14 protein-coding genes are annotated in these 12,722 nt (G+C 50.6%); 5 read left to right on the plus strand and 9 right to left on the minus strand.

The window, feature by feature from the left end; translation table 11 throughout:
* Positions 1–125: 125 nt before the first annotated feature.
* The 8 genes from KB559_RS17530 to KB559_RS17565 form a co-directional block, all read right to left on the minus strand.
* Entirely contained in the window at positions 126–1,238 is a 1,113-nt protein-coding gene (locus tag KB559_RS17530; protein ID WP_211023356.1) for a YhcN/YlaJ family sporulation lipoprotein, read from the minus strand.
* A 134-nt stretch (positions 1,239–1,372) separates the two neighbouring features.
* On the minus strand, positions 1,373–2,404 hold the full coding sequence (locus KB559_RS17535; protein WP_211023358.1) for a polysaccharide pyruvyl transferase family protein: 1,032 nt from the start codon (positions 2,402–2,404) through the stop codon (positions 1,373–1,375).
* Positions 2,401–3,546: a glycosyltransferase gene (locus tag KB559_RS17540; RefSeq protein ID WP_211023360.1), complete on the minus strand. Its 1,146-nt coding sequence runs from the start codon at positions 3,544–3,546 to the stop codon at positions 2,401–2,403. Before KB559_RS17540 ends, KB559_RS17535 begins: the two co-directional genes overlap by 4 nt.
* A gap of 1 nt (position 3,547) precedes the next feature.
* Positions 3,548–4,258: a glycosyltransferase family 2 protein gene (locus KB559_RS17545; RefSeq protein WP_211023362.1), complete on the minus strand. Its 711-nt coding sequence runs from the start codon at positions 4,256–4,258 to the stop codon at positions 3,548–3,550.
* A gap of 71 nt (positions 4,259–4,329) precedes the next feature.
* The gene (locus KB559_RS17550) at positions 4,330–5,856 is read right to left on the minus strand and encodes a glycosyltransferase family 2 protein (RefSeq protein WP_211023364.1); all 1,527 of its coding nucleotides are present in this window, start codon (positions 5,854–5,856) and stop codon (positions 4,330–4,332) included.
* Positions 5,856–6,056, minus strand: coding sequence for a hypothetical protein (locus KB559_RS17555; RefSeq protein WP_211023366.1), 201 nt, complete (start codon positions 6,054–6,056; stop codon positions 5,856–5,858). Before KB559_RS17555 ends, KB559_RS17550 begins: the two co-directional genes overlap by 1 nt.
* Complete coding sequence (locus KB559_RS17560) at positions 6,053–6,478, minus strand: hypothetical protein (protein ID WP_211023368.1); 426 nt, start codon at positions 6,476–6,478, stop codon at positions 6,053–6,055. Before KB559_RS17560 ends, KB559_RS17555 begins: the two co-directional genes overlap by 4 nt.
* Before the next feature lie 225 nt (positions 6,479–6,703).
* Positions 6,704–7,198 (minus strand): hypothetical protein, encoded by a 495-nt coding sequence (locus KB559_RS17565; protein ID WP_211023370.1) that lies wholly within the window; start codon positions 7,196–7,198, stop codon positions 6,704–6,706.
* Between the two features lie 192 nt (positions 7,199–7,390).
* Between KB559_RS17565 and rfbG the strand changes: the two genes are divergently transcribed.
* From rfbG to KB559_RS17590, 5 genes are read left to right on the plus strand one after another with little or no spacing between them, the layout of a single operon-like run.
* Positions 7,391–8,506 (plus strand): CDP-glucose 4,6-dehydratase, encoded by a 1,116-nt coding sequence (gene rfbG, locus KB559_RS17570; RefSeq protein WP_211023372.1) that lies wholly within the window; start codon positions 7,391–7,393, stop codon positions 8,504–8,506.
* On the plus strand, positions 8,503–9,051 hold the full coding sequence (rfbC, locus tag KB559_RS17575; RefSeq protein ID WP_211023374.1) for a dTDP-4-dehydrorhamnose 3,5-epimerase: 549 nt from the start codon (positions 8,503–8,505) through the stop codon (positions 9,049–9,051). The genes rfbG and rfbC overlap by 4 nt, the downstream gene beginning before the upstream one ends.
* A gap of 19 nt (positions 9,052–9,070) precedes the next feature.
* Positions 9,071–9,838 carry a glycosyltransferase family 2 protein gene (locus KB559_RS17580; protein WP_211023377.1) on the plus strand — a complete coding sequence of 256 codons (768 nt, stop codon included), beginning with the start codon at positions 9,071–9,073 and terminating at the stop codon, positions 9,836–9,838.
* A 25-nt stretch (positions 9,839–9,863) separates the two neighbouring features.
* On the plus strand, positions 9,864–10,541 hold the full coding sequence (locus tag KB559_RS17585; protein ID WP_211023379.1) for a GNAT family N-acetyltransferase: 678 nt from the start codon (positions 9,864–9,866) through the stop codon (positions 10,539–10,541).
* 14 nt (positions 10,542–10,555) lie between these two features.
* Entirely contained in the window at positions 10,556–11,683 is a 1,128-nt protein-coding gene (locus KB559_RS17590; protein WP_211023383.1) for a DegT/DnrJ/EryC1/StrS family aminotransferase, read from the plus strand.
* Positions 11,684–11,870: 187 nt separating this feature from the next.
* Here KB559_RS17590 and rfbF read toward each other — a convergent pair whose 3' ends face one another.
* Positions 11,871–12,644: a glucose-1-phosphate cytidylyltransferase gene (rfbF, locus tag KB559_RS17595; protein WP_211023385.1), complete on the minus strand. Its 774-nt coding sequence runs from the start codon at positions 12,642–12,644 to the stop codon at positions 11,871–11,873.
* Positions 12,645–12,722: the final 78 nt, after the last annotated feature.

The following is a 12,722-nucleotide window of genomic DNA, read 5'->3' on the forward strand; positions in this document are numbered from 1 at the left end:
GGATTTACTTGAATTGCCCATAATATCTACAAGCATTGCGTTAAAAATAAAAAGCCGGAGGCCATAGCCTCCGGTTTCTTTTATTGGCCAAGCTGCATTAATCCCAAATCTCATATTGGACTTGCTTAGCGCGTCACACCGCCGGAATAGCCGTTTCTGTTGATACCGGTACCATTCGTTCCTCCGTTAATTCCGTTAGGCGTTGTCGGAGCATAGCCGTTCGGGCCTGTCATCGTTCCGGCACGCGATGGAAACACCCGCTGAATCGTGCGCTCAAAATCGGCGATGAATCCGTGAAGAGTAGCTCCGCCCCGGGAATGAGTCGCATAATTGCCGACTTGGCTCACGAAGTCGGAGTTTCCGGAAACATACACGTTGCGGATATGGGGAGCCGTCTTTTTAACGATACTGGAGACCTGATCCTTCACTTTTTGCGGAACATTGTCGGTCACTCTTCCCGCTTCAGTTCCGTTACCGAGTCCATGGAAGGTTCCTGTTCCTCTTGTTCCCATGGTTCCCATGCCGGTTCCCGTTCCTCTTGTCCCCATAGTTCCCGTACCGGTTCCCATTCCTCGCATATTGCCGTTTCCGTTCGTGCCGTAGATGTTGTTCGTCCCATTCATCCCACTCATCCCAGTTAAGCCACGTCCATCGTAATCCAGCCCGTTACCGACTCCACGGCCAGTCGTCAGGCCGCTGCCGTTATCGTTGCCGGCGCGAGTTATATCAAACAAACTGCCGGCTGTCCCGGAACGTCCCGTCAATCCGCGGGCCAACCCGTTGTCTCCGGCACCGCGGGTTCCGTAATCCGCACCATAAGGACCTCCGAAATTGGTGGTTCCCCGATTACCGGTAATTCCCGTTGTCATCCCTGTCGACATGCCGGACATCCGGGACCCTGTCCCGTTATTCATTCCGTGAAGCGTCAGGGCCACATAAGCATCCTTGTCAGTCACGACAACATGGGCGGTCTGAACATCGCGTAATCCGGCCACTTTATTGCTCAAGGCAGGACTGTACTTCAGCGAAGTAATCCGCTCCGTTCGTCCGTTGCCGGCACTGCGCGAGAACAGACGGTTTCCTTCGGGAAGCGAATTTACGTCATAATTCCGCCCGTCGTTGTTCCGTAAGCTTTGTGTCCGGACATTATTGTTATCCGTACGGTTTCCGCAGGCCGTAATTCCGACCATGCCGGTAATAAGAGCAGCGGACAATGACAATGTGATCATCTTTTTCATACGCATCGAATGAACATTCCCCTTCCATAGCTATAATGACTGCAGCTATAGAATGGCCCTTGCGCAGATTCGATATCCTGAAAAGTTTTGACATCCCGCACGGGTATTTGATAAGGCTTTAGATGATAAAACGGCTACACAATGAGGCTCCGGTCAAAGGGAATCGTGAGCAGCGGGCTGTATGTCTGGCGATGTGCCCGGATCTTCCTGATTACGTTCTTTCGTTCACTCTCCAGCCAGGCGGAGCTATTTCGCAAACTTGCCGCAAGATCCGGGGTATCCGTGGGTATAATAAAATCAAGCAAATCGACGGATTGTACAAAATCGAAGCATTTGAAACGGTAGCCCAGAGTAATGAACGGCAAATCGGCCGCATACGACAGCAAATTGGCATGGAGTTTGAAATTGACGGAAAAATGGCATCCGGCCAGTTTCTCCGTCAAAGGAGCGGTTCCAAGCAGTTTTTGTTCCACTTCGATATCGGCGTCTGTTCCGATTTTGCCCGCCAGCCTTTCCAGCGACGCACGGTCCGGTCCCCATACGGGATAAAGGTAAAGACTGTAGCCTTGCCTGCTCCATTCCCGAGCCGCAGCGGCCAGTTCGTCCTCCACCCGGATTTCGTCCCTTCCAAAGAGCTTATTGTAAGTGGTACCCCAATTTATGGCGATCTTCCGTTTCGTCTCTGATTTGGGAACGCTCGGCACCGGAAGTAAAATTCCGGGGTCTCCGCTGACTATGGCCCCTTCCAGAGGAATCCCTGCCGCCTCCAGCACCCGGTAGGTCAGCGGCCCGCGAACCCCAAAATAGAAGGCTCCCTTCACGAGCTCCGCAATTTTATTAGCTGTTTTCTCGTCCAGCCACTTGCCATTCAGTGCCGCCGGTTGCTCAAGACAGTCAAAGCCGGTGCCCCAAATGGCCACTTTCTTACCGGCAAGGAGAGCATTATGGGCCAAGTCGACATAACCTGGGACCAGCAGGGAACCTCCCCCCAGGATTACCGTATCGTACAGGTTCATATCGTTCACTGGAACTCCCGGCTTTGAAGGAATGAGCTCGACCGATTCGGCATGATAGCGCCCATCGAAATGCTGTTTAAACAATTCCCACAACAATTCGTCACCAAGGTTTTTGAAACCGATCCAGCCTAGGTATAGAACTTTTTTCATTCCTTTCCTCTCCTGTTCCGTGTTGATTTTTCATCCAATAGTTGCCTGTAGACCTGTAAAGTCGATAGGGCGGTCTTCTCCGCATTGAAATCTTTAACTACCCAATCTCTTCCTTTTCCGCCTAAATACATCAAACTATCTTTATTCGATATTCCTTTGCGGAGCGCTTCGATCAAAACAAGTCGATTGGCGGCCCTAAGAGAACCATGATCTCCAAAGTAGAGATTCCAAGCGGTATCGTAACAATCAGGTCCTACCCACCCCAGATAACCGGCATTGCCTGCGGCAAGAACCGGCTTGGCGCAAGCCATCGCCTCCAGAGCAACCCTTCCCGTTCCCACTACGCAATCGCTCATCCTGTAGTAATCCGGCATATTGTCCTGATTTCCAACCATATGAATGAAGGAATTGCCCGCCTCCAAATGGATGCGTTCCTTAAGCCGTTCCAACTCTCCATATTGCAGACCGCCCCCTACCACTACGACCTCAAGTGACGGAAAACCCGAAGAACGGAGATGTTTGGAGGCCGATAAAAAGTTGGAACATACACTCGCCTTACCCCAAGCCAGACGGCTTGCATAGAGGAGCACCGTAGCATCTTCGGAGATCCCCAGTTTATTTCGCAATTCTCTCGCTGCCGAATCCGAAGGGGAGAACAGATTGATATCCACCCCGTTAGGGATTAACAGGGAATCGATATCCATACGCTGCAAATAGGATTGAACCGGTTTACTTACGCTAATGATAGCGGTAGTCCGGCTCAGCACATCCTGCAGTTCGTTTCTGGGATAATACATGCCATGAACCGTAAAGACGACGGGAATACCCAGCCTTTCTGCGGCAAGTGCGGCAATGAGCCCTGAAGGAGTTTGATGGAGATGGACGACCTGAATGTTCTCTTCAACCATTAAATCCGCCATTTCCGTAACGCTTCGCTCATAGGCCTCCGTTCCGGGAAATGCCCGATGAGTCAGCTTCGTCACGAACTGTCGCTCAAACTGTTTGGTGAGCGGACCGCCTTCCCCTGTAATTACAATATGGGTACCGGCTTCTTTCATGATCCCGGCTATGCTCAGAACATGGGTCTCGGTCCCCCCGTAATCCATGCTGTCCATTACCATAAGCACCCTTATTCCGCCCAACTCATTTGCCCCCTTTTCGGGAGTAAAATTCACGTGACCGTTGATCGGGGTGCAACCGATAGTAATAGAGAACATCTCTTAAATTATCGATTTTCGCCTGATTCGCCAAACTTTTCGCGATAAACTCGTAATCTTCGGCACCGTCCGTTTTGCGGGTAGGTCCGCCCATGGAGTCGAACAGTTGTCCCCGGAACAAGAGAGTTCCGTGGCAAATGCAATGGCGGCCTTTATTATAGGAAGTCATAATATGTTCCCCATATTTAAGCCATTTCGGTTCCGTATATTGGAGGTTCCCCTCAGCATCAACCTTGAACGCCGTATAATTGGATCCGACCAGATCAATATGAGGGTTTGCCTTTAAATGCTCCACTTGTTTGTGCAGCCGGTCAGGATGCGACCAATCGTCCGAGTCCTGAACCGCAATATATTCTCCTCTGCTCATAAAATATCCGTGAGACAAGGCGCCGGAAAAGCCAACATTTCTCGGGAGCGGAATAAATAGTGCCGAACACGCCGGCGGATAGGAACGTCCTTTAAGCCACCGTTCGATTCTTTCCCTGGAATGGTCCGTAGAATGATCATCAATGATAATCAGCTCCCACGGTTTGTAAGTTTGCTTCGCTATGCTGTTCAGGCATTCTTCAATGTAATCGGCTTTGTTATAGTTGGTGACTACCACACTGACCAACCCGGAAACACGGGGATAACGCATCGATACACCGCCTTTCGCAGCTTATTTTGCAAATACGCGCATGAGCCCGTCATGCGCGTGATCTCTTTCTTCTATTTGTTATATTCATTCAAATTGAGCATTGCTTCGATATGGTCGCCTACGATCTGGCTGGCTGCCGGAGACAGTCCGGAAACGGCTATATGTTTGTCTGGTCTTACCCGGTTTCGTTTCTCCAGATAAACTCGTCCCGCCAGCACCGGCTTAAATCCGTGCGATAAGCAGGCGGATAGCGCTCTGGGCGGACACTGCAAGCATTCCGGCCCTACCCGCTGCAATACACGCCTACTGATTGCAAACGGAACCGTCGTCATCGAAGAAGCACCGAGCGCCTTTTGTCCCAAGGCGTTATTCAAGGCGTATATCGACGAAATCACCGGATCGTCTATCCCCATTTCCAGAAGATAATTCCTGTCGTTCAAAGCGACATCATACCCCCGGGAAATGGCCAAGGCGAACGGATACAATTCAGCCGCGGACATAACAAAGTCAGCGTCAACGAACAGAAGAATATCGCCTTTGGCGTGAAAAGCTCCGATTGCCCGACCGCAGTCGGTTCCCAGGCCTTCAGCTAAACGAACCGTTTTAGCCCCATTTTCAAATGCCAGTGGAGCGGTGTGGTCACTCGAACCATTGTCGACCACGATGATTTCGGCAGGCTCCAGGCGCCGGACTTGCCGGACTACATGGGCAATCGTGCCAGCTTCATTGCATGCCGGAATAATGACAGAGAGGCTCTTTCCCCCGTACAAGCCGGAGACGGGTAATTTGGCTCCCTCCTGGACAACGGCCAGCTTCTTCCGTTCCAGCACTTGCCGAACGATATCGCGCCTCCGTTTGCCGTCCGTATGGCCTCCTCTTGGCGATAGGGACAACTTCTCCAAAGCACTCAAGTGATCATCCGCGACAAGCCGATCATACCTTGTCGTTTCCGAAGGAAGTCCACCAAACCACTCCGGACGAAAAGAGCGCCCTCTTTCTTCCTGCATAAGCACTGTCCGTCGTTCAAGACGCAGCCCGCTTTTGATTAGTTTGGCCATCCCCATAGCGGGGTTGGCCGCGAAATCTCCGGCGATCAAATCTGCCGCCTGGCCCGATAATACAAAGGGGAAAGCATACAGGCTGCTTTCCCGCAAATCCGGCCTGCCGAGAGTCCGGTTCCACCAAACAGCCCAAGCCCGTTCCGGATTCGGGTAAATATCAGTCTGCCGCGGCCGGTCTTCCGAAAGAAAGACTGCTTGAGCCGCACCATATAGCACCGGTTCGACCAACTTTCTAAGCAAGGCAGGTTCCAACTTCATTTCTGCATCCAAATACAAAACGGCGTTTGCGAAAATCCGGAAACCGCCCGGAACAACAATCGGGCGGTTTCTGGATAATGCCGGGTCAAGCACGTGAACTTTGCAGCCTGAGGAAGAAACTGCTGCAGCTGCTTTCTCGGCTAAACCGTTTGCCAATACAATGATTTCCGCGGGCCCTAGCATCCGGCAAGCTTTAACCGTTTCACTTAGCCCCTCTCCGGTACCGGAAGCAAAGACAAGAATCGAAAGTCTGCGCGTTCCGTTCACGGCTTCGTTCATTACACCGCCCGTACGTAAGCGACGGCGGATGTCAGAACAGAAACTGCTCTAGGGTTTCCATAACCGCCTATACCGCTCGTATTTAAGCGGATAAAGGTGTCGTCAGAAAATACGAGGGTGCCTGTAATCGTATCGACCGCGGTTGCTACCTGCACATTCTGGCCTACTAAAGCGGCGACTCTTCTGGCAAAGCTATTCATGCTGCTCCCCCTCCCAATCCTTCAATATCGATGGCCAACGTGTTGGCGAAATTGACGATAACCGTACTGCCTTGGGCTTCCGTCAACACCGCGTGCCAGTTGCCAACTTCCGTAATTACACCTTCAACCGTTCCCGCTGTCGTTGTAATCAGAACATTGTTGTTAAGATTTCTGCGAGCAATAGCTTCAAATGGCGAAGGAGTAATGATTCCCAAAGCTTCTAGAATAGCATTGATAATATCGCTGATGGAAGAAGACGAAGACGTTATTTGGGAAGTCGTTCCTGTCTTGGACAAGCCGGCAAGTAAATCCGTCAGCTCTTTCGAACCGGAATCCGACCCTAACAGACGAGCCAGCGGACCTGGCCGCACAGCCTTTTCGATCAAACTAACCAAATCTTCCAAATTCGTTTGGGCAGCCATGTTCTCAAAACCTCCATTTCAGTATGGTATAGCTCTATTAAGAGCTCTTACACTTTCATATATATACAGAGCACTTGAATACGGAAACTAGCAGGAGCGGAATATTGTGCAAACTGTGCCGGAGTCTATCAAACGGCTCGCCCCTTGGTTTTTAAAATTAAAGAGGCTTTCCCTGGAGGTTATGCTTCACACCTTTCGGGAAAGCCTCTTTATCAAAACATAAAATCAGCGCGCATTATTTCTCAGTATGGCCTGCAAGGAAGCCAGAAGCGAGCTTCCGTTCAAGTTAAATGAACCTGCGAGGTTTTGAACAACAGCGCTAACTTCTTCATAAAACGGACGGATCATGGAAAGGGCCGCAGCAGGATCGACATTCGGATCCCTGATCAGGGATTGAATATGACTCAGTTGTTTCATCAAGTCATTCAAAATTTGTTCATTCAGACCGGCGGAAGGAGTTCCAGTTCCTCCATCGTTGGCTGCCTCGGCAAAAACCGAACGCAGTTCGGATTTCGTTCCCTCATCTAAATCAAGAGCTGCGATTTGTTGTTGGTACTGACCGAGGGTCTCCTGATCGGCACCGCCGTCTCGAACGGATTCCGCGTTGGATTGCACCTCGCCCAATTTGCGGAAAATTTTGCCCAGCGGATGATTTTCATCCATTACCTGTCCCTGAAGCAATGTCATAATTTGCTGCAATCTGATTTCTAAATCACTCATTGGGTATTCCCTCCCTTCTCGCTGCTATATTATGCAGAAAACACGGCCGTGATTGGATGAATACATATTTTTCGAAATTAGTAATTCTATAGTTTTTTGCCAGTTTCAAGTCTATCCACTCAGCCATATGATGCCTATGAACAAATAACTAACTTCATTGATTCGAACAAAAAGGAGAGGGGGGATGATGAAATGAGGCTCGACAAGCTGGGGCTGGATCCGGACTTCTGGAGAGGGAAAAAGGTGTTTCTTACGGGGCATACGGGCTTTAAAGGGACCTGGCTTAGCCTTTGGCTCCATGCGATGGGCGCCTCGGTCACCGGGTATTCTCTGCGTCCTGCCACTCAGCCTAGCATTTATGAAATTTGCCGTATGGATGAAATTGTTTCTTCCTATATTCACGATATTCGCGATTACAACTCTTTAGCGGCCGCCCTGCAAAAGACAGCCCCCGATATCGTGATCCATATGGCCGCCCAGCCCCTTGTCCGGGAATCCTATGCCGAGCCGGCCGCGACGTTCGAGATCAACATGATGGGTACGGTTCATTTATTGGAAGCAGTCAGGCAGGCCGTACAAAATGGCGCTTCGATCTCGGCGGTTGTCAATGTCACCTCCGATAAGTGTTACGACAATCAGGAGTGGACATGGGGATACCGGGAAACCGACCGCCTCGGAGGAAGCGACCCCTACTCCAGCAGCAAAGCCGGATCGGAGATCATTACGGACAGTTACCGGAGAGCCTTCTTTAATCCTCTTGATTCCGGTGCCCCGAAGGTATCTGTAGCAACGGCGAGAGCCGGCAATGTCATCGGTGGAGGGGATTGGAGCAAAGATCGCCTGGTTCCCGACAGTGTCCGTGCGATCCGGAACAAGAAACCGATTATGATCAGATACCCCGAAGCTATCCGGCCGTGGCAGCATGTGCTGGAGCCTTTGTACGGTTACCTTCTGCTGGCTCAAAAATTGACAATCTCAGGCGCCGCCTTGTCCCGGGGGTGGAATTTCGGCCCCGATTACGGAAATGCAGTTTCCGTGCAGCTGCTAGTGCAGCGTCTGTGCGAAGAATGGGGAGAAGGAGCTTCCTATATTACGGATCCGATGACGGACCATCCGCATGAGGCCCATTACCTGAGCCTGGATAGCTCACTGGCCAGACAGACCTTGGGATGGAAGCCTCAATGGAACCTCGGTGCGACCTTGGCCCGAACCGTCGAATGGTACAAAGCCTGCCATCGGAAACAGGATATGAGAGCATTCAGTCTACGGCAGATCGACGCTTATATGAAAGGAGGGCAGACGGAATGATCATCACTCCGTGCAAACTGCAGGGGGTTTACGAAATAACCCTTCACCCCAATAACGACCACCGCGGCCATTTCACGCGCACCTATGATCAGAAGATCTTCAAGGATCATGGACTGGACTGGGACTGGGTACAGGAGAACCGGTCCTTTTCCCAAAAAAAAGGGACGTTAAGGGGGTTGCATTTGCAGCACGGGCCTTACGCAGAAACGAAGCTCATTCGGGTATGCAGAGGGGCGATCTATGACGTTTTCGTCGACCTAAGACCGGATTCTCCCACCTATGGCCATTGGGACTCCATTCTGCTGACGGAAGAAAACAACAAAATGATTTATATCGGAAAAGGTTTTGCCCATGGCTTCTGCACACTGGAAGAAGATTGCGAGATCGTATACAAGGTGGACCGACCTTATGCCCCTCAGCATGAAGGCGGAGTTATCTGGAACGATGAAAGCCTGCGTATTACCTGGCCCATTCTTAAACCGATCATTTCGGAAAGAGATTTGCGTCTCCCTACGCTCGAAGAGTTCAAACGCCGGCAGGCGTAAAAAGTAAAGGAGAGATCTTATGAAGCCGTTAGTAAGTATTTTGATTCCGACTTTTAACCGTCCGGATTTTTTCGAACAGGCTTTGAGAAGCGCCATGGTCCAGACTTATCCGAACATTGAAGTTATTGTCAGCGACAACAGCACCAACAAGCTTACGGAACAAATCGTCGCACGCTACCAGGCCATGCCGCGAGGATCCGTCATCCGCTATTATCATAATCCGGAGAATATCGGCCCGATCGCCAACCAGCAAAGAATCCTCAAACTGGCCCAAGGCGAATTTATTAACTATTTGAACGACGACGACTTGTTCCATCCGCGGAAGATTGAGAAAATGATGTACTATTTCCTGACGCGCCCGGACGTTGTGCTCGTTACCTCCCAAAGAAGAGTTATCGATGCCAAAGGTAACCGCGTCTATGTCCCGCCTCTTGGGACATTCAAGCAGCTCTATCCCCGCGATACGATCGTCGGCGGCAGAAAGTTGACAAGACTTATGCTGTCCACCCAGACCAATTTCATTGGAGAACCTACGACCGCCTTGTTCCGGAGACGGGCTCTTACTGAACCTTTCGGCGTTTTGGGAGGCAAACAGGTATTCTTTGCCGTGGATATGGCATCCTGGTTCAATCTGATGACCCATGGCAACGCCGTTTATATGGTACAGCCTCTAAGCTACCTGCGCTTCCATTCCGAACAACTGTCCCAAAATGAATACGCCCAAAAAGTAGCCAAGATGGATTATAAAGTTTTTGAAAGATTCGCCCAAATGCACGGCTATAAATAACCAAGGATAGAAAGGATCGTTCAACATGAGTGAAATTTTACGAACCTTCAAACACCCCCCGGCAGGCGACCTTTCTTCCCACTGTATTCCGATTATGGTAAAAGGCGTCGCACGCGGCAGATTGCGGCCGATAACGATGGCTACCGTTCACAATGAAGCCGAGATCAAGCTGATTGCCGAATGGAGGGAAGCTTCCTCGGCCTGGTTCACGACCCGGTTTCCCCTATCTGAAGAAGGGACCCGGCAATGGATCGAACAGCAGGTGTTGAATGCGGATGACCGGATTTTATTTTTTGTGGAAGATGAGGAAGGTACGCCTGTCGGACAGGTAGGACTGCTCCATTACGATGAAACTGCCAAGCAATGCGAATACGATAATTTGCTGCGCGGACGGAAGGGGAAATTCGGTAATATTATGAATTACGCCCTGATTACGCTCGGTATTTGGTCGATCGAAGTGCTGGACGTCCGGGTCGGCTATATCCGTGTAGTTGCGGATAACCACCGGGCAATCCGTATTTATCAAAGCTTGGGTGCTGAAGAAGTAGAACGAAGCCCGCTGGTCAAATCAGAAGAGAACGGCGTCACGCGCTGGCTTCCCGCTCCTACGGAAGTGGACGGAGAGCCTGAGCGCGAACTGGTCACGATGAGGATCAAGCGGGAATCGTTTTTGGAAATACTGAGGTCCAATCATGCGGAATGAAAGGCGGGATGGACATGAAAGTCAGACTCTTTAAACCTTCCGTCGGCAAGGATGAGCTTGAGAGTATTCAAGACTCGTTCAACAGTGCATGGCTTGGTTTAGGGCCGAAGGTTACGGAATTCGAACGGCGATGGAGCGGATACATCGGTTCACAGGAATCGGTAGGTGTCAACTCCTGCACCGCAGCGCTTCATCTGGCCTTATCCGCCTACAGGTTCCCGGAAGGTAAAAAAGTATTGGTTCCGGCTTTGACATTTGCTGCGACGGCCATGGCTGTCCTGTACAATCGGCTGATCCCGGTCTTCGTCGATATCGACGAGAGCACGCTGGGCATCAGTCTTGAGGATCTGGAGCGGAAGGTCGACAAGGACTGTGTCGCCGTGATGCCCGTTCATTTCGGAGGGCATCCGGTGCCTATGGACAGCTTGGTGTCTTGGGCGAAATCGCACGGCCTGAAGGTCATTGAGGATTGCGCTCATTCGGCGGGCGGCAAATACAAAGGCAAGGCATTGGGAACATGGGGGGATATCGGCTGCTTCAGCTTTGAAGAGAAGAAATGTATGACGACCGGAGACGGCGGCATGATCTCCTCCGATGATCCCGAATTGTTAAAGCCCCTGCGCCAATCCCGATGGATCGGCATCAATAAAGACACCTGGGAGCGCTATGAGGAATCTGAGCTGGGACGTCCGGATACGAACAGCTGGTATTATGAAATCTCGGACATCGGCTATAAGTATAATATGAATGATTTAATGGCTTCCATCGGACTCGTTCAATTGAAGAAGCTGGACCGCATGAACCAGCGAAGAGAAGAAATTCTCCGGCAATATTTGGCCTCCATTCAAGACCTGGCACAAATCGAGGCCGCCTTCCCTTACCACCTGCAGGACTCTTCTTATTGGGCTTACATGGTGCGTGTGCAAAACAGGGAATCTTTTATCGAGCATATGAGGGATCACGGCATAGCTACAAGCGTTCATTACATGCCTCTGCCTAAGCAGCCTCTGTTCATGAAATATCCGGCGGAAACCCCGGTTGCCGATAAAGTATGGAAGGAACTTGTCACCTTGCCGCTGTTCCCCGACTTGACCGCTGAGGAGATCGAGTATGTAATCGCTAGTACCCGATCTTTTAAATAACGAGTAACGGATCAGACCTCATACTTGAATAGAGCGGTGCTAAACAAAAAGGAAGGGCAGGAGTTATCTCCGGCGCCCTTCCTTTTTTTAGTCCCCGCAGCACAACACCCGCCAAAGGATCATTTTATCGTTCAAAATGTCTCTTTGGCGGGTGTATTCTTCTCTTGCGTTAATGAGTTTCCCCAAGCTACTTCCATAATTTCCATGGAGCTTGCCCGGAGTCCCAAAGGGATTGCAAGTGCTGCTTATCTCGCAGCGTATCCATGGCGTACCAGAAGCCGTTATGCCGGTAAGCAAGCAGTTGTCCGGAGTTGGCCAGATTAACGAGCGGTTCCTGTTCGAAAACCGTTTTGTCGTCGGCCAAATAATTAAACACTTCCGGCTGCAAGATAAAAAAACCGCCGCTTACCCACTTACCGTCCCCTTTCATCTTCTCGTTGAACCTTTGAACTTTGCCGTCTTCGCCGATGGTCAAGGCTCCGAACCTGCCAAGCGGCTGCACGGCGGTCACAGTAGCCAATTTGCCATGTGACTTATGGAATGCCGCAAGATCGGTCAGAGGCACATTGCTTACTCCGTCGCCATAAGTTAGCATAAACGGTTCGTCGCCGACATAGGATTGTACGCGTTTGAGCCTTCCTCCCGTCATCGTCTCTAAGCCGGTATCGATAAGAGTAACCTTCCAGGGCTCGGTCCGCGTATTATGAAACTGGGAATGTCCGTTTCTGTAATCAAAGGTAATGTCGGAATCGTTTCGCACATAATTGGCGAAATATTCTTTGATGACTTCGCCCTTATACCCCAAACAAACAATAAAATCATTGAATCCATAATAACCGTAGATTTTCATGATATGCCATAAAATCGGCTTGTCACCGATCCGAACCATCGGTTTGGGCTTGGAGTCGGTTTCTTCGCTGATCCGGGTACCTAACCCTCCTGCCAGAATAACAACTTTCATGATCATTCTCCGTTCTGTCGAGAAGTTTGGAAGAAAGTAAGCACGGGTTCAAATGAGGAGTTCTGGAACAACCTCTAC

The organism is Paenibacillus sp. Marseille-P2973, assembly GCF_018101095.1.
In the GTDB taxonomy this organism is placed as follows: domain Bacteria; phylum Bacillota; class Bacilli; order Paenibacillales; family Paenibacillaceae; genus Fontibacillus; species Fontibacillus vini.